The sequence below is a fragment of the Devosia sp. J20-27 genome (assembly GCF_055808595.1).
Window position 1 is genome coordinate 2,631,436 of the sequence record NZ_CM147875.1, and the last position, 25,223, is coordinate 2,656,658.

General features: G+C 63.8%; 25 protein-coding genes. 9 read left to right on the forward strand and 16 right to left on the reverse strand.

Annotated features, from left to right (window positions below; genetic code table 11):
• Window positions 1-32: 32 nt before the first annotated feature.
• Entirely contained in the window at window positions 33-746 is a 714-nt protein-coding gene (locus AC0L4C_RS12960; protein ID WP_473400048.1) for an EAL domain-containing protein, read from the forward strand.
• A 1-nt stretch (window position 747) separates the two neighbouring features.
• On the opposite strand, the gene AC0L4C_RS12965 is transcribed toward AC0L4C_RS12960, so the two are convergent.
• From AC0L4C_RS12965 to AC0L4C_RS12980, 4 genes are all read right to left on the reverse strand, one after another.
• Window positions 748-1,758 carry a YcjF family protein gene (locus AC0L4C_RS12965; RefSeq protein ID WP_473400049.1) on the reverse strand — a complete coding sequence of 337 codons (1,011 nt, stop codon included), beginning with the start codon at window positions 1,756-1,758 and terminating at the stop codon, window positions 748-750.
• An 8-nt stretch (window positions 1,759-1,766) separates the two neighbouring features.
• Window positions 1,767-3,209: a YcjX family GTP-binding protein gene (locus tag AC0L4C_RS12970; RefSeq protein ID WP_473400050.1), complete on the reverse strand. Its 1,443-nt coding sequence runs from the start codon at window positions 3,207-3,209 to the stop codon at window positions 1,767-1,769.
• Between the two features lie 83 nt (window positions 3,210-3,292).
• On the reverse strand, window positions 3,293-4,204 hold the full coding sequence (locus tag AC0L4C_RS12975; protein WP_473400051.1) for a homoserine O-succinyltransferase: 912 nt from the start codon (window positions 4,202-4,204) through the stop codon (window positions 3,293-3,295).
• Between the two features lie 57 nt (window positions 4,205-4,261).
• On the reverse strand, window positions 4,262-5,128 hold the full coding sequence (locus AC0L4C_RS12980) for a P-loop NTPase family protein (RefSeq protein WP_473400052.1): 867 nt from the start codon (window positions 5,126-5,128) through the stop codon (window positions 4,262-4,264).
• A 240-nt stretch (window positions 5,129-5,368) separates the two neighbouring features.
• Between AC0L4C_RS12980 and AC0L4C_RS12985 the strand changes: the two genes are divergently transcribed.
• The 4 genes from AC0L4C_RS12985 (at window position 5,369) to AC0L4C_RS13000 (ending at window position 10,578) form a co-directional block, all read left to right on the forward strand.
• Complete coding sequence (locus AC0L4C_RS12985; RefSeq protein WP_473400053.1) at window positions 5,369-7,138, forward strand: flagellar hook protein FlgE; 1,770 nt, start codon at window positions 5,369-5,371, stop codon at window positions 7,136-7,138.
• Between the two features lie 69 nt (window positions 7,139-7,207).
• Window positions 7,208-9,061 (forward strand): flagellar hook-associated protein FlgK, encoded by a 1,854-nt coding sequence (gene flgK, locus AC0L4C_RS12990; RefSeq protein ID WP_473400054.1) that lies wholly within the window; start codon window positions 7,208-7,210, stop codon window positions 9,059-9,061.
• A 7-nt stretch (window positions 9,062-9,068) separates the two neighbouring features.
• Window positions 9,069-10,460, forward strand: coding sequence for a hypothetical protein (locus tag AC0L4C_RS12995; protein WP_473400055.1), 1,392 nt, complete (start codon window positions 9,069-9,071; stop codon window positions 10,458-10,460).
• Window positions 10,444-10,578 carry a hypothetical protein gene (locus tag AC0L4C_RS13000; protein WP_473400056.1) on the forward strand — a complete coding sequence of 45 codons (135 nt, stop codon included), beginning with the start codon at window positions 10,444-10,446 and terminating at the stop codon, window positions 10,576-10,578. Before AC0L4C_RS12995 ends, AC0L4C_RS13000 begins: the two co-directional genes overlap by 17 nt.
• Before the next feature lie 82 nt (window positions 10,579-10,660).
• Here AC0L4C_RS13000 and flaF read toward each other — a convergent pair whose 3' ends face one another.
• The 7 genes from flaF to AC0L4C_RS13035 all read right to left on the reverse strand — a co-directional run bounded on the left by flaF (window position 10,661) and on the right by AC0L4C_RS13035 (window position 17,744).
• Complete coding sequence (gene flaF / locus AC0L4C_RS13005; RefSeq protein WP_473400057.1) at window positions 10,661-11,029, reverse strand: flagellar biosynthesis regulator FlaF; 369 nt, start codon at window positions 11,027-11,029, stop codon at window positions 10,661-10,663.
• On the reverse strand, window positions 11,019-11,405 hold the full coding sequence (gene flbT, locus AC0L4C_RS13010; RefSeq protein WP_473400058.1) for a flagellar biosynthesis repressor FlbT: 387 nt from the start codon (window positions 11,403-11,405) through the stop codon (window positions 11,019-11,021). The genes flaF and flbT overlap by 11 nt, the downstream gene beginning before the upstream one ends.
• A 200-nt stretch (window positions 11,406-11,605) precedes the next feature.
• Window positions 11,606-13,177 (reverse strand): flagellin N-terminal helical domain-containing protein, encoded by a 1,572-nt coding sequence (locus AC0L4C_RS13015; protein ID WP_473400059.1) that lies wholly within the window; start codon window positions 13,175-13,177, stop codon window positions 11,606-11,608.
• 327 nt (window positions 13,178-13,504) lie between these two features.
• Complete coding sequence (locus AC0L4C_RS13020) at window positions 13,505-15,082, reverse strand: flagellin N-terminal helical domain-containing protein (RefSeq protein ID WP_473400060.1); 1,578 nt, start codon at window positions 15,080-15,082, stop codon at window positions 13,505-13,507.
• A gap of 732 nt (window positions 15,083-15,814) precedes the next feature.
• Entirely contained in the window at window positions 15,815-16,291 is a 477-nt protein-coding gene (locus AC0L4C_RS13025) for a hypothetical protein (protein WP_473400062.1), read from the reverse strand.
• Window positions 16,288-16,620 carry a rod-binding protein gene (locus tag AC0L4C_RS13030; RefSeq protein ID WP_473400063.1) on the reverse strand — a complete coding sequence of 111 codons (333 nt, stop codon included), beginning with the start codon at window positions 16,618-16,620 and terminating at the stop codon, window positions 16,288-16,290. The genes AC0L4C_RS13025 and AC0L4C_RS13030 overlap by 4 nt, the downstream gene beginning before the upstream one ends.
• Entirely contained in the window at window positions 16,620-17,744 is a 1,125-nt protein-coding gene (locus tag AC0L4C_RS13035) for a flagellar basal body P-ring protein FlgI (protein ID WP_473400065.1), read from the reverse strand. The genes AC0L4C_RS13030 and AC0L4C_RS13035 overlap by 1 nt, the downstream gene beginning before the upstream one ends.
• 221 nt (window positions 17,745-17,965) lie before the next feature.
• Between AC0L4C_RS13035 and AC0L4C_RS13040 the strand changes: the two genes are divergently transcribed.
• The 3 genes from AC0L4C_RS13040 to AC0L4C_RS13050 all read left to right on the forward strand — a co-directional run bounded on the left by AC0L4C_RS13040 (window position 17,966) and on the right by AC0L4C_RS13050 (window position 19,692).
• The gene (locus tag AC0L4C_RS13040) at window positions 17,966-18,391 is read left to right on the forward strand and encodes a flagellar assembly protein FliX (protein ID WP_473400067.1); all 426 of its coding nucleotides are present in this window, start codon (window positions 17,966-17,968) and stop codon (window positions 18,389-18,391) included.
• A gap of 114 nt (window positions 18,392-18,505) precedes the next feature.
• Window positions 18,506-18,922 (forward strand): RNA polymerase-binding protein DksA, encoded by a 417-nt coding sequence (dksA, locus tag AC0L4C_RS13045; protein ID WP_473400068.1) that lies wholly within the window; start codon window positions 18,506-18,508, stop codon window positions 18,920-18,922.
• 215 nt (window positions 18,923-19,137) lie between these two features.
• Window positions 19,138-19,692 (forward strand): hypothetical protein, encoded by a 555-nt coding sequence (locus tag AC0L4C_RS13050; protein ID WP_473400069.1) that lies wholly within the window; start codon window positions 19,138-19,140, stop codon window positions 19,690-19,692.
• On the opposite strand, the gene AC0L4C_RS13055 is transcribed toward AC0L4C_RS13050, so the two are convergent.
• Window positions 19,689-21,194, reverse strand: coding sequence for a carboxypeptidase M32 (locus AC0L4C_RS13055; protein WP_473400070.1), 1,506 nt, complete (start codon window positions 21,192-21,194; stop codon window positions 19,689-19,691). The genes AC0L4C_RS13050 and AC0L4C_RS13055 overlap by 4 nt on opposite strands.
• Window positions 21,195-21,460: 266 nt before the next feature.
• Here AC0L4C_RS13055 and AC0L4C_RS13060 point away from each other — a divergent pair, with 266 nt between their 5' ends.
• The gene (locus tag AC0L4C_RS13060) at window positions 21,461-21,715 is read left to right on the forward strand and encodes a hypothetical protein (protein ID WP_473400072.1); all 255 of its coding nucleotides are present in this window, start codon (window positions 21,461-21,463) and stop codon (window positions 21,713-21,715) included.
• Window positions 21,716-21,864: 149 nt separating this feature from the next.
• Here AC0L4C_RS13060 and flgH read toward each other — a convergent pair whose 3' ends face one another.
• From flgH to flgF, 4 genes are read right to left on the reverse strand one after another with little or no spacing between them, the layout of a single operon-like run.
• Window positions 21,865-22,608, reverse strand: a complete 744-nt coding sequence (gene flgH, locus AC0L4C_RS13065; RefSeq protein WP_473400073.1) for a flagellar basal body L-ring protein FlgH — start codon at window positions 22,606-22,608, stop codon at window positions 21,865-21,867.
• A gap of 18 nt (window positions 22,609-22,626) precedes the next feature.
• Entirely contained in the window at window positions 22,627-23,571 is a 945-nt protein-coding gene (flgA, locus tag AC0L4C_RS13070; RefSeq protein WP_473400074.1) for a flagellar basal body P-ring formation chaperone FlgA, read from the reverse strand.
• Between the two features lie 14 nt (window positions 23,572-23,585).
• Window positions 23,586-24,371 (reverse strand): flagellar basal-body rod protein FlgG, encoded by a 786-nt coding sequence (gene flgG, locus AC0L4C_RS13075; protein ID WP_473400075.1) that lies wholly within the window; start codon window positions 24,369-24,371, stop codon window positions 23,586-23,588.
• Between the two features lie 10 nt (window positions 24,372-24,381).
• Window positions 24,382-25,119, reverse strand: coding sequence for a flagellar basal-body rod protein FlgF (gene flgF, locus AC0L4C_RS13080; RefSeq protein ID WP_473400076.1), 738 nt, complete (start codon window positions 25,117-25,119; stop codon window positions 24,382-24,384).
• Window positions 25,120-25,223: the final 104 nt, after the last annotated feature.

Below are 25,223 nucleotides of genomic sequence, written 5' to 3' on the forward strand. Positions count from 1 at the left end.
GCGACGGCGAGGACTTTCCCGTTGATTTTACGATGGCTTTTCAGCCCATCGTGGATGTCGCCGCGCAGAGCATATGGGGTTACGAGGCGCTGGTTCGCGGCGTGAACGGCGAAGGTGCCGGCGACGTTCTTTCCCAGGTCACCGAAAAGAACCGCTACACCTTCGATCAGGCCTGCCGGGTCAAGGCGATCGAACTTGCCGGTGCGCGCATGTCGCCGGCTTCGACCGCCAGGCTCTCGATCAATTTCATGCCCAATGCCGTCTATGAGCCGAGCGCCTGCATCCGCGCCTCATTGGCAGCGGCGGCGCGGGCCAAGTTCGATCCGAAGCGGCTGATGTTCGAGTTCACCGAGAACGAGCGCATCGACATCGATCATCTCCAGCGCATCATCGACGCCTACCGGCGGATGGGCTTTATCACCGCGGTCGATGATTTCGGCGCCGGCTATGCGGGACTGGGTCTGTTGGGACAGTTTCAGCCGGACCTGATCAAGATCGACATGGAACTGGTGCGCGACGTGGCAAATTCGCCCGCCCGCCGGGCCATCATCAAGGGCCTTGTCGGTATCTGCGCCGAGCTTGGTGTCACGGTGCTTGCCGAGGGCATCGAGACGGAGGCCGAGATGATGGTGCTGACGGCGGCGGGTGTGCGGCTGCAGCAGGGCTATTATTTTGCCCGCCCGATGATCGAGACATTCATTACCGAGGCCGACATCCCGGCGTTTGCGGCGCGAGCAACGGCCTAGGTCACTTGCCCTTTTCGGCGTCGAGGACGTTGGCCAGTTCCGGGATGAAGTCCTTCACCCGGGGCTGGCGTTGCGTGTCGAAGGGCAGGGGACGCACGACGCGCATGGCGGCAATGCCGACCCGCACTGTCATCAGGCCATTGACGATGCCCTCGCCCAGCCGGGCGGAGAGCTTGGCTGCCAGACCCTGGCCGACCAGTTGCTCCATGACGCCGTCGGTCAGTACCAGTCCGCCGGTGACGGCGAGATGGGAGACAATGGCACCCAGCAGCCGCCAGGTACCGAAGACGCCGGGGCGGGCGCCGTAGAGGCGGGCAATCTGGCCCCCGAGGCGGATGCTTTCGAAGATGACGAAGGCAATGTCGACCAGGGCGCGCGGCGACACGGTGGTCACCAGCGCGACCCGGCGTGCCGAGGCGGCGGTCAGCGCCCTGGCGCGGGCGTCGAGCGGCGTCATCAGGGCGCGCTCGGTGAAGCGGATGATCTCGCCGCCGTCAAAGATCTCGCCCGAGCGGTCCAGCGCATCGCGGCCGCGCGCCAGATCAGGCCGCGTGGCGTAGATGGTGCGGAGCTCGTGCTGCACGGCCCTGGCCTCGGCCGCACGGTCGCTGGTCAGCGCCGCGACGGCGCGGTCGCGGAGCCTGTCGAGCGTCCGCAGCCGTCGCAGCGACAGATATTCGCGGATCATCAGCGTCAGCAAGGCGGCGACGAAGACGATGAGGACGGCGACGCCGACCCAGCCAAGCCAGGGATTGGCAGCAAACAGCTCCTCGATCAGCCGTTGCGCCGCCAGCCCCAGGGCCAGCGACACGAGCGCGCCGGCCGTCGTCCACAGCACCTTGCCGAGCCAGCCGATCACCTTGGGCGGCGGGGCGGCGAGCGTCTCCAGGTTGTCGGTGGCGGTAATCGGCTCGATGGCGCGCTCGGAGGTCACGGCGGTAGCGGGCTGGTAGGCGCGCGGCGCGCGCGTTTCCTCGGCGCTGCCGGTCTGGCTGCTTGTTGGCCGGGCCATTGGACGCTTCATTTGAGCCAGTCTCCCAGCAGGTATTCGAGCGCCATGTCGAGCCGGATATGGGGCAGGATCGACGATCCGTCGGCATTCTTCCTGAGCCCGGCAGGCGGGTTGAAGCGCAGGAAGTTGAGCTCTGCCGGCACTTCAAGAAGTGAATCCGGATCGTCGGGCAAGTCGCCGGGAAAGAGAGCGATTTCAGTCTTGCCGTCATAGCTGGTGCCATCGAGCACTTCGCCGCGTTCCGGGGTGCCGATGATGACGTCGAGCTTCTCGCCGGCTTCGTCGACGACCCCTTCGCGGGTGGCGCGAACCGAAGCGATGGCCAGCGAGCGGGTCTGCGCGCCGGCGAACTTGGCGCGGCGGGCGGCATTGCCGACGAGACGGTTGAGGATGGCCTCGAGCCGGGCGTGCGAGCTCTGGTTGATGTGGTCGGCCTTGGTCGCGGCAAAGAGGATCCGGTCGATGCGTCGTGCCACAAGGCGGCTCAGCGGGTTGCTGTCGCCCTGGCGGAAGCAGCCGAGGATTTCGGTCAGCGCATTCTCGAGATCGGCGACGGCGGCCGGGCCGGCATTGAGGGCGCGCAGCGGGTCCACCAGCACAATCTGCCGGTCGAGGCGGGCGAAGTGATCGCGGAAGAAGGGCCGGACGACGATGTCCTTGTAGGCCTCGTAGCGCCGCTCCAGCATGGCGTAGAGGCTCTGGCTGCGCACCTGGCCCTCGACGGGCTCAAGTGGCGCAAAGGTCAGCGCCGGCGAGCCTTCGAGGTCGCCGGGCATCAGGAAACGCCCGGGCGGCAGGGTGGAGAAGGCGGTGCCGTCGCTGCGGCTGCTCTGCAGATAGGCGGTGAACTTCTGCGCCAGGGACGCCGCGACGGCGTCGCTGCCGTCGGCAAGCGGGTCCGTCCCGGCCAGGGCCGCAAGGAATTCGGCCGCCGGGGCCTCGGGCCGCCGGGCGCGGGCCAGCGTGGCGGCGCTCCACTCGGCAAAGTCCTGGGTCAGCAGCGGCAGGTCGAGCAGCCACTCGCCAGGATAATCGACGATGTCGAGATTGAGCGTCGAGGTGCCAAGCAGGTTCGACATCCAGTTGCCGGACTGGAACTTGAGGGTGAGCCGCAACTGGCTGATGCGGCGGGTGCTCTGGGGCCAGTGCGGCGTCTTGCCGGTCAGGGCCTTGAGATGCTCGTCATAGGCAAAGCGCGGGACGGCCGCGTCGGGATATTCGGCCAGCCGGGCGCCGATGAAACGGCCTTCGCTCAGGGCGGAGAAACCAGGCAGTTGCCCGCCGGTCAACAGGCTATGCACCAGGGCGGTGATGAACACCGTCTTGCCCGAGCGGCTGAGGCCGGTGACGCCGAGCCGAAGGGTGGGGATGAACGGCGCGGTCGCGGCATCGGCAAGATTGCCGAGGGCGATGCCGATCTCGTCGGTGAGGGTGGTCGGCGATCGCGGCACGTGGAGCTCCGTTTGCACGCATAGGTAGTGCGTCGGGCGGCTGCGTCAAGAAACGCGGCCGCCACGCTGGAGCGGCAGCCGGCTCAGCCGCCGATGTCTTCGGGCCGGAACGGCGTCGTCTGGTAGATCTCGTTGATCCAGTTCTGGAACAGCAGATGACCGTGGCTGCGCCAGTTGTTGGCCGGTTCGCGGCTCGGGTCATTGTCCGGAAACAGGTTGACCGGCATCTCCGGATCAAGCCCGGCCTTGACGTCTCGATCATACTCGTCGGCAAGCGAGCGATGGTCGTATTCGAGATGATTGAGCATGTAGAGCGCCCGATGCCTGCGGTCGGCGAGCATGCAGATGCCGATCTCATCATTGTCGATGAGCACTTCGAGATCGGCGCCCAGCGACGTCCGGTCGATGTCGTTGTAGCGGCTCACCGGGATCAACGGGTTGTCCGACAGACCCCGCAGCGAGGGCGCGCGGGTATTGAGGATGCGGTGCGGGAAGACGCCGAACGCCTTCTTGCCCATGCGGTAGCGCTTGACGCCGTGGAAATGGTGCAGCGCCGCCTGGGCGCCCCAGCAGATGAACATGGTCTGGTGGACGTTGGTCTTGGTCCACTCCATGATTTCGATCATCTCGCGCCAGTACTGCACCTCCTCGAACGGGATGTGGGCGATCGGCGCGCCGGTGACGATGAAACCGTCGAACGTCTCCTGCCGGACCTCTTCCCAGGTCTTGTAGAAGGTCTTGAGATAGTCCTCGGCGGTGTTCTTGGACTTGTGGTCGGTGACGCGGACCAGGGTCATGTCGATCTGCAGCGGCGTGGCGCCGATCAGCCGGCTGAACTGGGTTTCGGTCCGCTCCTTGTTGGGCATCAGGTTGAGCAGGCCGATGCGCAGCGGACGGATGTCCTGCACCTCGGCGCGGCTGGAATCCATGACAACGACGCCTTCGTCTTCAAGCGTCTTGCGGGCGGGCAGGTGGTCGGGAATGCGAATGGGCATGAAAGCCTCGAGCGTCTCTGTGAGGGAAAGCGTGCGGCAGGTTTCAGGGCAATTGCCCTATCGCATTCGGTTGCCGATCGCCTTGCCCATCAGTTCGAGAAAATCGTCACCGTCGCGCACGGTTGCAAGGTCGGCGGCATCGACGGTGTAGCCGAAATTGTCGGCCAGCGCCTGATAGCGCGGCAGCCGGTCCTGCAGCAATGCTTCGAACCCCCAAGCACCAAAGGCATCCGGGTCGACATCGGCGTCATTGTCGACCTTGTTGATGGCCTTGAACTCGGTCCATTTCTTCAAGAGGAACGGCGGCTGGTAGTACATCGGCTTGGGGCTGGCGGTGAAGCGCCGGATCAACTGCTGCGTGTCGTCCTCGGTGCCGCGAATGTAGAGCAGGGCGGAATGGGCGGTCAGTGCCCGGATCACCGGATCGTCGGCGCTGGCGGGATCGACCACCTCGATCAGCGATCCCCCGGTGTCGGCGATGAAGTTGTCATAGCCGTAGAGATCGTGCGCGCGGGCAATGAACAGGCCAATCTCCTGCAGCGCCGCCACCTCGGCGACGCGGTGCTGCTCCTGCCGGCGCTGGTACTCGGCCAGCGGCAGGCCGCCCCTGGCGACATTGCCGGGGCGCCCGAGATAGGTCGACAGCGGCGCCAGGTTGTCGAAGGTGATGTTGCTCTCGATCTTGATCGAGTCCGAACGCAGCAGGTCGCGGAGGAAGGGCACCTTCATGGCCTCGGCCTTGAAGTTGTCGACGATGAACTCGCCCATGTGCCGGGTGCCGATGCGGTAGTCGACCGAGTAGTGAAACCAGCTGGACTTGCGCAGCAGCGCGGCCAGCCGCGTCTTGCCGACGCCGGCCATGCCAAACACCGTCACCGCATGACGCGGGGCGCTCGTGAACTCATCAGCAGAAGCAAAGAGCATTTTACCAGTCCGTTCCGGGACTTGCGTTTAGCCGAAGTGCATGGAGCGCACAAGCGAGGCCGACGCGGCAGAATCTGCCGGGCGGCCCGGAGTCTTCTGCCGGTCGGCACCCCGCTTCGGTCCGTCCGATCAGAATTATCTCATATGAATCAATGGAATCCGAGTCTGGCACGCGGCCTGCATTGCCGTAACCGGAAAGGCGTGCCGACACGCCAAGACTTGGGGTCCAAGGAGTAACGAATGGGCATTTATGGTGCAATGTCTACAGCGGTGACAGGGCTGCGCGCCCAGTCATTTGCGCTGGAGAATATCTCGGGCAATATCGCAAACAGCCAGACGACCGGCTTCAAGCGCATCGATACCGATTTCCTGGACCTCATCCCGGATGCGCCCCAGAAGCGGCAGACTGCCGGTTCGGTGCTGGCGCAGTCGCGTTCGACCAACAACCTGCAGGGTGACGTCAAGAGCCAGACGACGGAAACCTACATGGCCATCAATGGCGACGGCTTCTTTGTCGTCGAGCCCTCGATTGGCCAATCGGACGGCAACTCGATCTTTTCGGGCTCGAACTACTACACGCGCCGCGGCGACTTCGAGATCAACAAGGGCGGCTACCTGGTCAACGGCGCCGGCTACTTCCTGAAGGGTCTGCCGATCGATCCGTCGACGCAGAACATCTCCGGCTCGGTGCCGCAGGTGCTGCGCATCTCCAACGCCTTCCTGCCGGCATCGCAGACCACGCGCGTGTCCTATCAGTTGAACCTGCCGCAATTGCCCAAGACGGACAATTATGCGCAATCGCAGTCGGTCGGCAGCGAACTGATTGATGCCACGGACTTCGTCAGCGTAACCGCCGATACGGCCGCCAAGGTGAGTGGCGCGACGCTGACCGGCACGAACGCTGCCAGTACCGTTGCGAGCGCCGGCGACACGTTCGCGCTCACCATCGGCGGCACGACACGCACATATACCTTCGCCAGCGGCGGCGGTACCGCGGGCACAACCATCGACGTCACCGACGCTGCGACCGACACGATCGACGAGCTGCTGGCCTATATCCAGACCGACATCGTTGCTGCCGGCGCAACTGGCGCCACAGTTGGTCTCAGTGGCGGCAAGGTGACGATCACCGCCGGCAACATCACCGATAGCATCACCGTCGTCGATGCCACCGAAGGCTCCACCGCCACGGGCCTCGATTTCGCCAGCGCCACGACGCCGCCTTCGGTCTCGGACTCCCTGCGTCTGGCGACCCGCGTGCCTTCGGTCACTGCCGCGCAGAACGACGATTTTACCTCGCAGTCGATCTCGGGTGGCGCCATCACCGTGTACTCGGCCAATGGTGCACCGGCCAACGTGCAGATGCGCTGGGCCAAGGTCAATTCAACCGCCAATGGCGGCGCCGAGGTGTGGAACCTGTTCGTTGCCACCAATGCCGAGGCGACCGGCACGCAGACCATGTGGACGCGCTTTGGCGGCGACTACACGTTCGGCACCAATGGTTCGCCCAATCCGCCGATCGATCATACGGACCTTACCGGTCTGACGGTCAACGGTGTGCTGATAGGAGATCTGCGCCTCGACCATGGCGCTAACGGTCTCACGCAGTTTGCTGATCCCAACGGCAGCGCCGAAGTCACATCGCTGAGCCAGAACGGCTATCCGGCCGGCGCCTACGTCTCGGTGGCCGTCAATGACAGCGGTCGCGTGGTGGTGTCGTACGACAACGGCCAGCAGCTCGAAGTGGCACAGGTGGTCACGGCAAACTTCAATGCGGTGAACGCCCTCAAGCGGCTCGACGGTGGCGTGTTCGCGGCGACCTCGGACTCGGGCGAGCCGATCCTCGACAATGGCGGCGGCATCATCGGGTCCTCACTCGAGGCCTCCAACACCGACATCTCCGAGGAGTTCACCAAGCTGATCGTGACGCAGCAGGCCTACGCGGCCGGTACGCGTATCGTCTCGACGGCCGACCAGATGCTCCAGGAAGCCCTCAACATGCTGCGCTGAGGCATGGCAGCTGCGTACGGCCAGGCGCGCTCCGGCGCGCTGGCCACTTTCTCGTAAGGGGTAAGGGGAATGGGTCTTTCGGTAACGCTGGCCAATGCGCTCAGCGGCATGCGGATCGGGCAGGGCGCCCTCGATGTGCTCTCTCACAATGTCGCCAATGCCGGCACGCCGGGCTATCACCGCCGCTCCGTCAGCGTCATCGATACGCTGGGCGTCAACTCGACCTATGCCCGCGAAGGCCAGCTCACCCGGACCTTCAACGAAAGCCTGCAGTCGCACTATACGCGGGCTGTGTCGGACTCCAGTTTTGCGAGCGTGCAGGCGTCGTACCTGGACCGGGTGCAGGTGCTGTTCGGCAAGCCGGGCACGACCGGCTCGATGGACAGCGCCTTTGCCGACTTCGAGACGTCGCTGACCAATCTCTCGACCAGCCCGGACAATTTCGCGACCCGGGCCGAGACCGTGCAGAAGGCACAGGTGCTGGTCAGTACGCTCAATCGCTACACCGCCGACATCCAGTCGCTGCGGCGCGAGATAGAGAGCAAGGTCACGACCGCGGTCGACGACATCAATTCGCAGCTCTCGTCGCTGGAAAAGATCAATGCCCGGCTGATCGACCAGGGGATCGACCCCGCTTCGCGGGCGACGCTGCTCGACCAGCGCGATCGCCTGGTCAGTTCGCTGTCCACACAGCTGGACCTGCGCGTCAGCTACCGCAGCGATGACACCGTGGCGTTGATGACCCGGTCCGGCGTGGGCGTGCTCGACGGGCGCGCCTCGATCTTCTCGTTCGAAAGCGCCGGCGCGCTGTCGGCCAACTCGCAGTTCAGCCGCGACGATGCGCAAAGCGGCGTCGGCAAGCTGATCATGCGGACGTCGTCGGGCATGGCCATCGATCTGGTGAAGCAAAACGTGCTGGGATCGGGCGAACTGGCCGGTCTGATCGAGTTGCGCGACAATCAACTGGTTCAGGCGCAGGATCAGCTGGACTTTGTCGCGGCCGCCCTTGCCCTGTCGATGTCGACCCAGGCGACAGCCGGGACGCAGGTCTCGGCCGGTGCTGCGAACGGCTATGAAGTGGACATCGGCAATCTGCTGAACGGCAACGAATTCAATTTCAGCTACCTCGAGAATGGCATCCAGAAAGACGTCCGCGTCCTGCGGGTGGATGATGCGAGCAAGCTGCCCCTCGATTATTCGGACGCCAATGGCGCGCGGGTGATCGGGCTCGACTTCTCGGGTGGTCCCACCGCCGTGGCAAGCCTGCTGCAGCAGCGGATCGGCAACAGCCTGACGGTCAGCAATCCGGCGGGCTCGACCATCCGGATCATGGACGACGGGGCGGCCGGTACCACCGACATGTACTCGCTCGAGGCCCGGGCAACGACAACCGTGCTGCAGGGCAATGGTACGGCCATCCCGCTGTTCCTCGACTCCAACAATACCAACTTCACCAATGCCCTGGATGGCGTCGGGCAGACGCGCGGCTTTGCCGGCCGCATCACGGTCAACCCGGCGATCGTGCAGGATCCCAAGCTGCTCGTGCAGTACAATCTGGGTGGATCGCTGGGCGATGCCGCCCGGGTCAACGGCCTGCTCGACAATCTCAACGAGATGCGGTTTGCGGGCGGCGTCGGCAGTATCCGCAATGGTGCCAGTTCACGGCTGGCCGGCACGGTCAGCGACTTCATCAGCCAGACCATCAACTACCAGGGCAATGCCGCATCCTCGGCGATTGCCGACAGCGACACCCAGCAACTGACGCTCGATGCGCTGGGTGAACGTCTGGAAGCGGACTATGGCGTCGACGTGGACGAGGAGATGGCGCGGCTGATGGAACTGCAGAACGCGTTTGCCGCCAACGCCCGGGTGATGTCGATCGCCCAGGAACTCATCCAGTCCCTGCTGTCTTCGGTGAGGTAAGCGTAAGATGACCGTCATCAACAGGTCGATGTTCCCGCTGTCGAGCGGCATCAACAACATCATGAACATGAAGGATCGCTACGACGTGCTGCAGACGCAGCTGGCGAGCGGTCAGAAGGCGCAGACCCTGGGCGAGATGGGGTCGGACCGCTATTTCGACCTGGCCTTGCGGCAGCGGATCTCGCGCATCGACAGCTACCAGGACAGCATCAAGGCCATCGACCTGCGGCTCAACGTCCTCGACAACACGATCGGCCGCCTCGACACCATCAAGTCCGACGCCCGCGCCACGACGCTGTCGGGTTCGGGCGGACAGTCGGCGCTGAACTTCGACACGGCACCGGCCCTGGCCGCGGCGCAGTTCGACGAGGTCATGACGCTGCTCAATGTCGATGTGGCCGGCCGCTATTTGTTCGGCGGCAACAAGACCGAGAAGCGTCCCGTGGAGGGCAGCCTGACGGTGCTGAGCGGCATCGGTGCGCGTGCGGGCTTCAACCAGGTGGTGAGCGAGCGTCGGCAGGCCGATCTTGGCGCCGATCATCTGGGGCGCCTGGCCATCAGCACTGTCACCGATACGGTGACGCTGGCCGAGGACGGCGCGGCCGCGCACCCGTTCGGAATGAAGCTTTCGGGTGTCGTGACCAACAGCAGCAATATCGCCGTCACCACGCCGGCCGGCGTCCCACCGGCGCTGACGGTGCAGATCAATGCCGCGCTGCCGGTCGCCGGCGAGACGGTGACGATGACGTTCACCATGCCTGACGGCACGCAGGAGAGTTTCTCGCTGACCGCGACCACCGAACCGACGGACGCCTCCGGCTTTCAGATCGGCGTCGATGCCGACACGACGGCGGCAAATCTTGCCACCTCGCTGAACCTTGCCGTCAAGAACCTCGCCGAGGGCAAGATGGTCACGGCGTCGGCCTATGCCGCGTCCGAGAACTTCTTTTTCGGTCAGGGCGAGACGCCGATGCGCGTGGATGGCCCGCCCTTCGAACTCGGCGACGGCCCTCGTGGCCGGCACCACTGCCAATACGGTCTTCTGGTACAGCGGTGGCGACAGCGCCGACCCGCGGCGCTCGGTGACAGCCCGCGTCGGCGAGGGGGCGACGGTGGCCTATGGCGTGGAGGGGACCGAGCAGGGCCTGGTCAACCTGGTGCGCGCGCTGGCGACAATGGCGGTGCAGAACTTCCCTGCGTCCGATGCGACTTCCGCCGACCGCTATGCGGCGATGACGTCGCGCAACAATCAGCGGCTGGCCGAAGACGCCACCAACAACAAGGGCTCGATCGAAATGATCGCCGTCGAGCTCGGCCTTGCCAAGGCCACCAGCGGCGCCGTCGCCGAGCGGCACACGGCGCACAAGGCGCAGCTCAACAACATGCTCCAGGACATTGAGGAGGCGCCGACGGAAGTTGTGGCCATGGAGATCCTCGCGCTCAAGACGCGGCTCGAGGCGAGCTACCAGACCACGGCCATGCTCAGCCAGCTGGCACTGGTCAATTACCTCAGATAGCGCAGGCCGGCGACGCGACCCTGAAAACGACAAAGCCCCCGGCGACGGGGGCTTTTCATTTGGAATGCGAAGATAAACCCGATCAGGGGGTCGACCGAAGCCCGGCAGCGAGCTCGCGGTTGATATTGATGAGGGTATCGAGCTTTTTCGGCTGCGGATTGTCTTGCATCGAAATGGTCTGCTTCATCACGAAGATACCGAGATTGGCAATGTTCTCGCGGAGCTTGTCGGGGAGCTTGCTCTGCTCACCGGTGACCGAAGTCATGAAGATGTTCCATAGGCGGCGATTGAACAGCAGGGCCTCGTAGAGGTCGCTTCGCTTGTTCTCCCAGTCATCTCTGACGATCTGCAACTGCGCCGCGGCACGGGAGAGAAGGTTGGCTTCAAGAACGCGTGGGCTTACTGTCTGCTTGCCTACCTGCTGGTAGGCATGCGCTGCACTATGTTGCATTGGCTAGGAGTTCCTGCTCGTACTGGATCAGCTTTTTCGCAGCCTTGAGAGCTTTGTACAGTTCCCCGGTTAATATCTCGTTATTGATTTGGTCGATAATCGGAGTGGTTGATGGCGCCGCTGTGACCATGTCGTTGATGAGCCGGAAATAGTCGTTGCGCAGCCGCTCCACGTCCTCGTCGATATACATGAGCTGCACGGCAAAATAGATGCGCTTGGCCGGACTGTCGGCGGTCTCGGGCGTGAGGATGTCCTTTTCGCGCAGGATCGGTGCCTTGCCGTCGATGAACAGCCGTGTGCGCTGATCCGAGTTGGTGACGACGCAGCTGCCGATGATGAGCTTCTCACCGGGCTTGAGCTCGACTTTCAAGGACATGGCGCTGACTCTTTGCTTTGATTCCGTTCGTGCCGATTATGCAGGTTTCTGCTGCTGAATGCGCGGCTTTGTTGTCCGGAGCGGAAGAGCGGAGTGACTGGCGCGCATGCGCCTGGAAGTGTCCGCGGCCGGGGCAGGGCGCAAAAAAGAAGAAGGCGGGCCGAAGCCCGCCTTCAATCGGATCAATCAAGCCTTCTGGCTTAGAACAGACGGAGCACCGCCTGGTCGGCCTGCGAGGCCATCGACAGGGCTGTCGAGGACAGCGACTGACGGGTCTGCAGGGCAAGCAGGTTCGCTGCTTCCTCGTTGGTGTCAGCCAGGGTCAGGTTGGCAGCACCGGTCTCGAGGGTATTGATCATGTTCTTGGTGAAGTCCTGACGGTTTTCAACCACGGAGAGGTTGGAACCGAAGGACGACGACTGCGAACGCAGGCTGTCGAGAGAGTCCTTGAGGCCATCGAGACGGGTGTCCAGAGTGGCATCGGAGTCGAAGTCGGCATCCACGGCGGCATCGATGCTCAGGCTGGTCGTGTTGACCGAGCTGGCAGCACCGGTTTCGTCCTTGGCCTGGATCTCGATGGTCGAGGTACCGGTTTCGTTGAAGGTCAGCTTCAGCTTGTCGCCACGGAGCAGGTTGATACCGTTGAACGAGGCGTCGTCGGCGAACTTGTCGAGCTGGTCGCGCAGTTCGTTGAACTGCTTGACGAGGTTCTTACGCACGTCGTTGCCGCCGATTTCATCGGAGCCCGAACCAGCAGCGACACCGTTGCTGGCGCCGGCCACCGTCAGTGCAGACGTGGACTGGTTTTCGATGCGCAGCTTGCCGTTGTCGTTGGAGGCACGGATCTTGTCGTCGAACGCCGTGTTGGCGTTGATGGCAGAGACCAGTTCGTCGACGGTCTTGGCAGTCGTACCCGTGAGGGTGTTCGCACCAGCTGCAGCGAAACCAAAGTCAGCAGCTGCCAGAGCCGTACCGGCACCGCCGTTGGCCACAGCCGCACCGGTGATGTCGACCGACGCATCGGCACTGTCCACACCCGTATCGGCGGTGAAGGTCAGCTTGGAACCGGTTGCGCCTGCCACAGTGACGTCGAGATCGGCAGCGTCGAAGGCGGTGTTGAGGGCGGTTGCCATTTCGGCACCGGTCACCGCAGTACGGTCAACGGTGGCGATATTGTCAGTCACCACGCCGCCGACAGTGATCTTCAGCGATTCTGCAGCGGTACCCTGTTCGATCTTGACGGCCGTGGGGCTCGACGAGCCGTTCAGCGCGATGTTGAACGTCACGTTGTCGCCTGCTTCGTCAAAGTCGAGATTGGCGAAGTTGGTCGCTGCGGTCAGCACGCCCTGGGATTTGGTCAGGCCCACATCGACGGCTGTCGTGCCGACGGCACCGCCGCTGATCGAGAGCTTCTCGGTACCGGCAGGGGAAGCGCCGACGTCGATCGAATAGGATTCAGTCTTGAACGACTTGTCCTGACGCGCCTGACGGAGCGTGGACTGCATCGATTCAACGGTCTTGGTGATCGACTTCAGGCCATTGTCGGCGGCTTCGATGGTCTTGATACCCGAGGACATCGAGTCCAGCAGGTTGGCCATGTCGCCGGCGCGGCTGTTGAGAGCCGAGGCGGTGAAGAAGTTCGAGGGATTATCGAGAGCGGAGTTGACCTTGAGGCCAGTGGCCAGGCGGTTCTGGGTCTCGGCCATCGACTTGGAAGTCGACTGGAGCGAGAGAAGGTTCTGGCGAACGGCCTTGGAGAGATTGACGTCCATTTGGTGGTCCCTTTCTGGGTTCCGAATAAGTTGCGGCTCTTCCTGAGACGCGTGGGCCAATATTGAGGCCAAGCCGTAAAGAAGTCTTAACGGCGCAATTGCAAATGGCGTTTATTTGGATGCGTTTTCAATGGGTTAATAATGCATTGAAGCAGTGTGCCAAAATGCATCGGGGTGCATCTGTGTGGCTATGGGCGACGTTTCGCGCGTCATGCCAGGCAAGGGCAGCCCGAGACGCTGGTCGCGGCCTCAAAACACAAGAAGGCGGACCGAAGTCCGCCTTCCCGGTGACCTGCCTTCTGGCCGGATTGATCAGGCCGTTCTGGCCTAGAACAGTCGCAGCACGGCCTGGTCGGCCTGCGAGGCCATCGACAGGGCTGTCGAGGACAACTGCTGGCGGGTCTGCAGGGCGAGGAGGTTCGCTGCTTCCTCGTTGGTATCGGCCAGGGTCAGGTTGGCCGCACCGGTCTCGAGGGTATTGATCATGTTCTTGGTGAAGTCGGTGCGGTTCTGCACGATCGAGAGGTTGGAACCGAAGGACGACGATTGCGACCGGAGGAAGTCGAGCGAGTCCTTGAGGGTGCTCAGCTTGGCGTCCAACGTCGCGTCGCTGTCGAAGTCAGCCTCGATCGCGTAGTCGATGCTCAGGCTGGTGTTGTTGATGGCGGTGGGGACACCGGTCTCGTCCTTGGCCTGGATCTCGATGGTCGAGGACCCAGTCTCGTTGAAGGTCAGCTTCAGCTTGTCGCCGCGGAGCAGGTTGATACCGTTGAACGAGGCGTCGTCGGCGAACTTGTCGAGCTGGTCGCGCAGTTCGTTGAACTGGGTGACAAGGTTGCGACGCACGTCGTTGCGACCGATCTCATCGGTGCCTGAGCCACCGTCGATGACGCCGCTGGTGATGCCGGCGACCGTCAGGTTGGTCGTCGACTGGTTTTCGATACGCAGCTTGCCGTTGTCGTTGGTGGCCCGGATCTTGTCGTCGAAGACAGCGTTGCTGCTGATGGCGGCGACCAGCTGATCGACGGTCTTGGCCGCCGTTCCTGTCAAGGTATTGACGCCCGCCGCAGCGAAACCGAAGTCCGCAGCTGCCAGAGCCGTACCGCCGCCGCCGTTGCCAACTGCCGTGCCGGTGATATCGACAGACGCAGTGGCACTATCCACACCCGTATCGGCGGTGAAAGTCAGCTTGGAGCCGGTTGCACCTGCCACGGTGACGTTGAGATTGGCAGCGTCGAAGGCGGTGTTGAGCGCCGTCGCCATTTCCGCACCGGTCACCGCGGTACGGTCAGCGGTGGTGATGTTGTCGGTAACGACGCCGCCGACAGTGATCTTGAGCGATTCTGCAGCAGTGCCCTGTTCGATCTTGACGGCCGTGGGGCTCGACGAGCCGTTCAGCGCGATGTTGAACGTCACATTGTCGCCCGCTTCGTCGAAGTCGAGATTGGCGAAGTTGGACGCCGCGGTCAGTACGCCTTGGGAGTTGGTCAGGCCGACGTTCACCGGGGTTGCGCCGACGCTGCCGCCGCTGATCGAGAGCTGCTCGGTACCGGCAGGCGACCCGCCCAGGCCGATTGAGTAGGATTCGGTCTTGAACGACTTGTCCTGGCGCGCCTGGCGCAGGGTGGACTGCATTGTCTCGACGGTCTTGACGATCGACTTGATGCCATTGTCAGCCGCTTCGATGGTCTTGATACCCGAGGACATGGAGTCCAGCAGGTTAGCCATATCGCCAGCGCGGCTGTTGAGCGCAGAGGCGGTGAAGAAGTTCGTCGGGTTGTCGAGCGCCGAATTGACCTTGAGGCCAGTCGCCAGGCGTTCCTGTGTCTTGGCCATGTTCGCGGCGGTCGATTGAAGGCTCAAGAGGTTCGAGCGAACCGCATGTGAAAGGTTAATGTCGGCCATTTCCTAAAAATCCTTATGGCTTTGTCTGCTTCGATCTCGTCCTGAGAGTGAGGCAAAGTTAACCTTTGAGAGTCTTAAGAATGGTTAACAACAGATGGCCAGACGCAGTTAATTTTGTGTTGCCCGATGCGGCAAAACCTGCCGATCTACGGCTTAAGTCTCTGGATTAATTAAAGAAAACGCGCCCCGGCAAAACGTGCCGGATCGGCACAATCTGCCGTGTCGGCGAACGGGCTTAACTGACGGACGGTCAGGCGAGCTTCTCGGCGAGGCGGTATTCCGACTCAGGGGGCGTCCAGCTGGTTCCGACTCGGGCGAACAGTTCCTGTGCCGTCGTGGGACGCGGCGCGAGCGCTCCCGAAATCACAGCGCGAACATAGTCAGAGCCGGGACGCTCGACCGGTATGGGTGGGATCTTGCTCTCGGACTGGGCTCCGGCGACTTCGGCTTTCGGAGGGACCCCGGGCCGGTCACCGGCGCTGATATTGGCGGAGGGGGACTCGCCGACAGGCGGAACATAGTGCGACGGGCCCTGAGATGGCTGACGATACTCAGGTGCAGAAGCCGCAATGGCTGCAATCGAGTCAGGCGCGATCCTGGCGCTCATCTTTCCCATCCTGTGACAGCTTCATGCGAAGCCGGGCCTTCTAGGCCTCCTGGAAGAGAGGGTCGCTCAAAGCAATTGCGCCGGCGTTGAAGCCGGCGCTCGCATTTGTCTCAAATTGATGGACTTCAGAGGGCGCGATTGATGGCGATGCCGCTCGCCGCCTGGCTGGCTGCATTCGACTGGATCTTGCCGCCGGCGCCGTAGGTCTTGGTGCGGGCCTGCGCGCCCATGGTTTCGGCGACCTCGGTCAGTACCGATTCCGTCACGTCCTTGGCCGTGGCGATGACGCGGAGGTTTTCGGCCATCTGCGTCGCCAGACGCTCGTGTCCACCGCGCAGCCTGTCGATCTCCGCCGGCACCTCCTCGCGCAACCGGTGCAACTGGCGCTGCACCGAGCGCGACAGGCCGACATATTCCTGTGCCAGGCGGGTCTTGTCCGCCGTGAGCTGGCCGGCATCCCTGACGCGACCGGCGCGGAGCAGGGTGGTCTCCTGGTTCATGATGGTGACCAGGGCGTTGAGCGTGGTCTCGACCCGGCCGACCAGTTCGCGACCGGGAAGGCTATCGAGTTCGGCGAGGCGAACAGCAGCTGGCGATGTCATCGATAGGCTCCGCTGAAGGGGGTGGTGGAGGTGTTCTGGGCGGCCTCCTGCATGGCGATGAGGTCGCCGAGCAGGGAGTCCGCAATGCCGAGACCGCCGCTTTCGGCGATCTGGTTGGAAAGCTGTTCGGCCTGCATGCCGCGCCACGTCTCTTCGGCGAAGCCGCCGCCGAAGTTTTCGCCGTCCGTCTTGATGCCGGAGAACATCTGCTTGAGCAGCGTGTTCAGGAAGACGCCCTCGAGTTCCTTGGCCTGCGCCTTGAGGGCATCGATGTTGGCGGGCTCGGGTCTGGCCTCGGGGCGCGAGAAGCCGGAGATCAGGTTGCTCATCACAGCACCTCGATTTCGGCCTGGAGGGCGCCCGAGGCCTTGATGGCCTGCAGGATGGCAATCATGTCGCGCGGGCTGATGCCCAGCGCATTGAGGCCGTCGACCAGTTCCTGGAGGGTCACGGTGGTCGGGACCACCGCAAGATTGGAGCTGGTGGAGGTGACCTGCAGATCGGTCCGCGGCTCCACTGCCGTCTGGCCGAGGCTGAGCGGCGCGGGCTGCACCACTGTGGGGTTCTCGGCAATGGTCACGGTCAGGTTCGACTGCGCCACCGCGACGGTCGACACGCGCACATCCTGGCCCATGACGATAATGCCGGAATTCTCGTCGATGACGATCTTGGCCGGCAGGTCGGTGTCGACGACCAGTTGCTCGATATCGGTCAGCAGGTCGACGATATTGCCGTTAAAGCCGTAGGGCAGGTTGATGCGGATGGTCGCCGGATCTTCCGGCGTGGCGGCCGGCGAGCCGATGAAATCGTTGATCGAGAGCGCGATGCGGCGCGCCGTGGTCAGATCCGGGTTGCGCAGGGCCAGCCGCAGAGTGCGCTGGGCCCCGAGGGAAAAGCCGATCTCGCGCTCGATCAGGCCGCCGGACGAGATACGACCCGTTGTCGGTACGCCGGAAATCACCGTGGCGGCATCGCCGGAGGCCTTGAAGCCGTTGATGGTCACCGAGCCCTGGGCAATGGCATAAACTTCGCCATCGGCACCGAGCAGCGGGGTGACCAGCAGGGTGCCGCCCTGCAGGCTCTTGGCGTCGCCAAGGGCGGCGACATTGACATCGAGGCGGCTGCCCTGGGTCGAGAAGGCCGGCAGGTTGGCCGTCACCATGACGGCGGCAACATTTGCCGTGCGCATGTTTTCGCCGCGGGTGTTGACCCCGAGGCGCTCGAGCATGGCCTGCAGGCTCTGCTTGGTGAATGGCGAATTGTTGAGACTGTCGCCGGTGCCGTTGAGGCCGACCACCAGGCCATAGCCCACCAGTTGGTTCTCGCGAACGCCTTCGATGTCCACGATATCCTTGATGCGCGCGGTGGCGGCCGACGCCGGCGCCAGCGGTGCGAGGAGCGTTGTCGCGGCCAGAATGCCTGCCGCCAGATGCCTCACAAGCCTAAGTCTCATTGTTCGTCCCCGGTCTGGCCGGCCCATCCCCATGGCCCGGCACTCGGCAGACTAAATGCGAGAAGCGTGCCAGTTCGGTGTGGCAGCCAAAAAGCGCAGTGAAATCAATGATGGAGGCCGCGAGCTGGGGGCAAACTGTGCCAGCGAGGAGCAAAACCTGCCGGGTACGTTAAGGTGTTGTTAACGGCTTGCGGCAGATTTTGCCGGGCAAGAGATCGGATATGAGTCCCGTGCGGATCGACACTATCAGAACAGGTGCAGTTACTTCCCGCGGTTCGACCTCGCGGTCGGGATCGGGCGTTGCCTTCACTGTCAATGATGGCGCGCAGACCCCGCGGACCGGGGCGCCGACGCAGACTTCGCCGGCGCAGGATATCGGCTCGCTGCTGGCCCTGCAGTCCGTGGAAGATCCGCTGCTCAAAAAGAAGAAGCTGGTGCGCCGCGGCCGGGATCTGCTCGATACGCTCGACGAGCTCAAGGCGGACCTACTGGTGGGCAGCATCGACGAAGGTCGGCTGGGCCAGCTGATGACGCTGATCGGCCAAGCGCGCGATCGCTCCGAACCGGGTTTGGACGGGCTGCTCGACGACATCGAGTTGCGGGCGCGGGTCGAGCTGGCCAAGCGGGGGCTCTACCCCGAGCTTTGATGCTGGTTTATCACGAAAACTCCCGAATTAATGACCAGCCGTATCGGTGCTTGCAGGGCCGAGTCGACGGAACTATAAGGCGCTCGTTGAGGGTATGTCGGAGTCGAGTTGGGAATGTCATCCGCCGAAATTCTTGAATACCGGCCCACACAAGACGAGCCGTTTATGAATCCGCGCCAGCGGGAGTATTTTCGCAGGAAGCTTGAATCGTGGAGAGAGGAAATCCTCCGCGAAAGCCGCGAAACGCTGGAAAATCTGCAGGAAGAAAGCCAGAATCACCCCGACATGGCCGACCGTGCCTCGTCGGAAAGCGACCGGGCTCTCGAACTGCGCACCCGTGACCGGCAGCGCAAGCTGATCTCCAAGATCGACGCGGCGCTCAAGCGGATCGATGATGGCACCTATGGCTATTGCGAGGAAACCGGCGATCCGATCGGCATCGCCCGCCTCGACGCCCGCCCGATCGCGACGCTGAGCCTGGAAGCCCAGGAGAGCCACGAGCGGCGTGAGAAAGTCTATCGGGACGAATGATCCCGCCCGACGCCGAAATGCAAAGGCCCGCTCGATGCGGGCCTTTTTTGTCTTTGATGCCCGGATGGAGCCCGGCGAACTGGCGCGTCCGGGCTTGTGGTATCGGGCGGACGGATTGCACGGATGCGGTGCGGGAGCCGGGGGTGTTTCGAACTTGTGATCCCGATCCGAGCTGCGGCCTAGCAATCCGGACCCAGACAAACGATATTCCCCTCATGAGAACAGGCGCAAAGCTGGTTATGAGTGCGCTGGTCGCGGCCCAATTGGTCGTACCGGCGGTGGGGCAGGAAACAGGGGAAAGCTGTGCAACCATCAGCGATGGTGCGCAGCGGCTCGCCTGCTATGACGCGATCTTCCGCACCGAGGTCCCGGATCTGCCGGGCGTGCTGACGTTCGAATCCGAACAGATGATTCCGGCCCGGCCCACCGGTCGCAAGCCGGCGACGTTTACCGTGAGCTGCGTGGAGGGTGCGCCAGAGGTGCGGTTTGCCTTTGCCGGCCAGGCCATGTCGGCGACCAGCGACATCGCGCCGATCACCCTGCAGGTCGATCAGGGTGTGACGCAGGTGCGGACGCTGCAGGCCTCTGCCGACAATACCTCGGTCAGCTTCGGCTCGCAGCGCGAGGTCGAGGCGTTTCTCGACAGTCTCAATGGCGGCGAGCGGCTGAAGGTGCGGGCCACGCCGGTGCGCCAGCGCTCGCTGAACGTCACCTTCCGGCTGGGCGAAGCGCTCGGCCCGATCGGTGCCCTGCGCGAAGCCTGCCGCTAGGCCAGGTAGCGGCGCTGCAAATGCTCGGCAAAATGCCGGGCATTGAGCTTTTCGCCGGTGGCGCGCTCCAGCAGCTCAGGCGTTGACCAGCGCGAGGCCTGCGACCAGATGTTGTCGCGACGCCATTCATTGACGCTGACGAAGCGGCCGTGGCGGAGGTCGTCGCGCAACGTTGGCTGCACTTTCTCGATGGCCACCCACTGCTGGGCCGCGATCAGGGCGCCCAGCGTGTAGCTCGGAAAGTAGCCCATGGCGCCGCTCGGCCAGTGCACGTCCTGCATCGGGCCGTTCTTCGGTTCGTCGATGGTCGAGAGCCCGAGATAGTCCTGCATCTTGGCGTCCCAGACCTCCGGCACGTCCTTTGGCGCCAGCGCGCCGCTGACCAGGTCCTTCTCGATTTCGTAGCGCAGGATGACATGGAGCGGATAGGTCGCCTCGTCGGCGTCGACGCGGATCAGGCCGCGCTCGATGTGGTGCACGTGTGCCAGGATGTCCTCGAGCTCCCAGCCGGCGATCGCCTCGTCCCCCAGATGCTCGCGCACATGGGGCAGGGCCCATTCCCAGAACTCGGGGGAACGGGCGATCTGCTTTTCGACAAACAGCGACTGGCTCTCGTGGATGGCCATGCCGCGTGCCTTGCCGACCGGCCAGTGCGACCATTGCTTGGGCAGGCCCTGTTCGTAGAGGCCGTGCCCGGTCTCGTGCAGGATGCCCATCAGCGAGGAGAGGAATTCGGCCGTGGTGTAGCGGGTCGTCATCCGCACGTCGGTCGGCACGCCGCCGCAGAACGGGTGATGCGAGATGTCGAGCCGGCCGTGCTCGAAGTCAAAGCCCAGGGCCTCCATCATGGCGAGACCGAGGGCTTTCTGCCGCTCGATCGGAAACGGCGCGTTGAGCGGCTTCAGCGGCCGGGCGGCGCGGTTTTCTTCCTGACGCGCCAGGGCCTGCGGCACGAAATCCTTGAGGAAGGTCTTGAGGTCGGCAAACACCACATCGATGTCGGCGGCCCGATTGCCGGGGTCGTACTGCTCCATCATGGCGTCGTATGGCGCCAGACCAAGTGCGGTGGCGCGCAGTTCGGCTTCCTCGCGGATGTTGGCGACGATGCCTTCGAAGGCCGGCAGGAAGCCCTGCCAGTCGTTCTTGGGGCGCAGTTCGCGCCAGAGCTGCTCGGAGCGCAGGCGGGCATTGACCTGGCGGCGGACGAAATCGGACGAGAGGCAGGTGGCGTTGGTGTAGCTGCGCTGGAACTCGCGCACGGCCGCCGTCTGCATTTCGTCGAGGTCTTCCTCGAGAGCGGCCTCCAGGAGGTCGGCAATTTCCGGCGCCGTGGCCATCTCGTGCTGCATGCCGGCCAGCACCGACATTGCCTCGGCGCGCTTTTCGCCGCCGCCCGAGGGCATGTTCACCGCCTCGTCGACCGACAGCATCGACTGCGCGTGGTCGAGCGCCTCGAGCCTCTTGCCCAGGTCGCCGAGCTTTTCGAAAGCGGAGTTGGTCATCGCATGCCTCGTGGTCGGAAGGAGACTAGGCAATAGCCAATCCCGGCGTCGGGCGGAAGGCATCAGCCAAAAAAGGGGCGTTGGCCGCGACGGCGAGGCTACGCTGTCCGGGGTGGGGCCGCCATCGGCCCAAAGGAACGGCTCTCCATCTGGATCAACGGGTTGCGCGTGCTTTTCAAGGCTGTAGCGGGTCTCGTTCGGGGGGCGCTTCCTCGACAAGCATGCGGGGACCGTGCCACACGGAGGGCTACACGGAAGGAAAAACCATGGCCGACTGGAAACACGAACTCACGCGCGATCAATACGAACTGGTGATCGACAGCATCCTGCGGGCGTCCACCATCGCGTCGGTCATCAAGGAAAGTGCCGATCACATCGAGCCGGCTGCGCTCAAGGAAATGGCTTCGGTGGTGCAGAGACGGATTCTCGAATGCCTCGTGATCGGTGACTTCGATGAAGCCGATGTGCGGGCGATCCAGGAAAAGGTCATCGAGAGCATGTCGAGGCCGGCGGACGGCTGAGGCTTTGGTGCGGCGCGGAGCCGGAAACGGGGAAGGGCGCAGCCGGGGAGGCTGCGCCCTGGGTGGCAATATTCCTTCTGGAACTTGCCAGAGCCAGTCGCGCCGAATTGGGGGGAAGCGCGGCTGGCGGGGACTGGGAGACCTTTCGGTCAGAAGGGCATGATGGCGTCGGCGATCTGCTGGCCGTAGCGCGGCTGCTGCACATCGGTGATCTGGCCGCGGCCACCGTAGGAGATGCGGGCTTCAGCGATCTTGCTCGAGGCGATGGTGTTGTCCGAGTGGACATCTTCCGGCCGGACGATGCCGGCAACGATCAGGTCGCGCACCTCGAAATTCACCCGCACTTCCTGGCGGCCCTCGATCACCAGATTGCCGTTTGGCAGCACCTGGGTGATCACCGCAGCGACCTGGGTCTCCAGAGCCTCTGCCCGGTTCACCGAACCCGAGCCGCTGTCGGAGAGCGAACCTGCGGTGGTGATTTCGCCGGTTGCGCCGACATCGGCGAGCGGCACCTGCTTGTTGAAGATCGAGCCGAGCACGCCGCCGACGCTGCCGGAACTCGCCGAGGTGCGGTCGCGGCCGGTCGAGTTGGAAATCTTGGCGCTGTCGTCGATGGTCACCAGGACGGTGAGGATGTCGCCGATCTTGTGGGCGCGCTGGTCCTTGAAGAAGCCGCGGGCCTCGTTGGAGAACAGCGAGTTGGGCTGATAGGACGCCGCGACCACCTGGGGCATCGGCATGTTGACCGGCCGGTAGCCGGGCTGTGCCGTCGGGTCGGCGATGGCGGTCAGCTTGGGCGCTTCGTTGACCGAGGCCAGGCGATCCATGGTGGAGCAGCCGGCGAGCAGGGTGACGAGGGCAAGTGCGGTGGCGATCTTGAAGGTGTTCATCATTGTCACTCCGGTCGTGCCCTAAAGGCCGGCCACATTGAGGGTAGAGGTCATTTCGACGCCGCCATTGGCCAGGGCCACGCCGCTGAGGATCTTCTTGGACACGGTGTTGAGCACCTGCACAGGCTGTCCGGCCGAGGCGCTGTTGAGCGCCTGTCCCTTGACCGAGAGGGTCATTGGGCCGTTGCGCAGGTAGACCGTCACCAGTTGGTTGCGTTCGATGGCCATCGGATCGGAGACGTCGCCGGCGCGCAGCATCAGTCCGGAGCGGCCGGGGCGGTGGAGTTCCTTGCCGATCAATTGGGTCATGTCGATGATGCCGGTGGACTCGGCATATTTGAGCGGCACCATCTTCATCTCGATGTCGGACGGGGAGAGCACCGTACCGGCCGGACGGGCGCCAGCCAGATGCGGGGCCTCGACCATGAGGTCGACGCGGCCATCGACATCCACCGGCAGGTCGGTGCCGGCAATCTCGAAACGGGCGCTGAAGGCACCGCTGCCGGGCATGTAGCGGACAGTGATCAGCCGGACGGGCTGTGCCACCGCTTCTGCATTGAAGCTGATGTCCTGGGTGTTGAAGGCGATTTGCGGCACCACGCCCGCATCGATGATGCCGCGGTTCATCAGGTCGCCGGTGATCAGGTCGCCGAGCATGGTGGCGTCGATGATCGTTGCGGCGCGTGAGACGCGGACCCGGGCGACGCCGACATTCTCGAACTCGGTGAGGCCGATGAGCTTGGCGGCGTGGGTGACGGCGCCGAGATCAACGATGCCGGTGGTGCCGGGCTTGGGCGCGCGGAAGAGGGCCTTTTCGGCCAGGGCACCAGCGTCGCTGAACATGTCGCCGACGGTGACGATCTCGGCCGTCACGGTGACATCGGCCTTGAGCGAGGGCGCACCCAGCGTGACGGTGGAAAGAGACATGCCGAGGGCGGCGAGGGCGAAGGACTTGAACAGGTTCATCTAGCTTCTCCCTATCAGCGCAGCTGACTGGTGGCCTGGAGCATCTGGTCGGCTCCGGAAATGACACGCGCATTCATCTCGTAGGCGCGCTGGGCGGCGATCAGGTCGGCGACTTCGGTCACCGCGTTGACGTTGGACATTTCGAGATAGCCCTGCATCAGGCTGCCGAGGCCATCCTGATTGGGTGTGCCGGTCTGCGGCGCGCCGCTCGATGCGGTTTCGGCGAACAGGTTGTCGCCCAGGGACTGCAGGCCCGCCTTGTTGACGAACCGGACAATCTGCAGCTGGCCGACCTGTGTCGGCTGCGTTGTGCCGGGCAGGAAGGCCTCGACGATGCCGTCGGCGCTGATCGAGATGCCGGTCGCCGTGTCGGGGATGGTGATCCCGGGCTCGACCGCATAGCCGTCGACGGTGACGAGCTGGCCGGTGGAATCACGCTCGAACGAGCCGTCGCGGGTGTAGCCCGTGGTGCCATCAGGCATCTCGACAGGGAAGTAGCCTTCGCCGCGGATGGCGACGTCGAGTTCCTTCTCGGTCGGCGACACCGACCCCTGGGTCATGATGCGGGGGGTAGCCGAAGTCTTGACGCCCGAGCCGATCTCGATGCCGGCCGGGACCTGGGTCCCCTGGTCCGAGGTGGATGCGCCGGCGCGGCGGTAGGACTGGTACAGCAGGTCCTGGAACTCGGCGCGCTGGCGCTTGTAGCCGGTGGTCCGCATGTTGGCGATATTGTTGGAAATGACTTCGACGTTGCGCTCCTGCGCCGCCATGCCACTCGATGCGATGTAGAGTGCTTTCATTTCAAATCTCCTATGCGTTCACTTCGCCGAGACGCTGGATGGCGCTGCGACGCATCTCGTCCTGCTTCTGCATGCTGCTGGCGAGGCTTTCGTAAGCCCGCTGCACGCGGATCATTTCGGTCATTTCGCGGACACCCGAGACGTTCGAGCGCTCGATGGCGCCCTGGGTCACCTTGGTGGCGACGGCAGCGATCGGCGTGCCGCCCGCGTAGAGGTTGTCGCCTTCCCGCACGAGTTCCTGCGGCGAGGCGAATTCCACCAGTTGCAGGCGGCCCTTGCTGCCATTGTTGGTGGAGATGGTGCCGGTGGGCGAAATGCTGATGTCGGTATCGGAGGAGTTGAACTGGACCGGCGCGCCGTCGGCCAGCACCGGGTTGCCGCTGAGGTCGACAAGGATCCCTTCACTGCTGATCTGCAGGGCGCCGGAGCGGGTGTAGCGCTCGCCGGCAGCGGTCTGGACGGTGAGGAAGCCCTCGCCGCTCAGCGCAACGTCGAGCGGGTTGCCGGTCAGCTCGACGGCGCCATCGTCCATGTCGTGGATGGTTGCCCAGTCCTCGACATAGTGCAGCGGCTGGTCGGGATAGGCGAAGTCCCGATCGCTGGCGACCGGCATCAGATACTGTTCGAACAGCATCTTCTCGCCCTTGAATCCTGTCGTGTTGATGTTGGCGAGATTGTTCGCCACCACATCCATCTGCCGCTGCAGCGCCACCTGGCGCGAAAGCGAGATCAGCTGCGCATTTTCCATTGAGCGCGGTCCCCGTTATTCCCCGAACCCTGCCGACTTCCCCAAGCCGACGCGGTTCGCAAATGACGTTGCAGAAACCGTGCCAAGTTGGAAAATTGAATAAA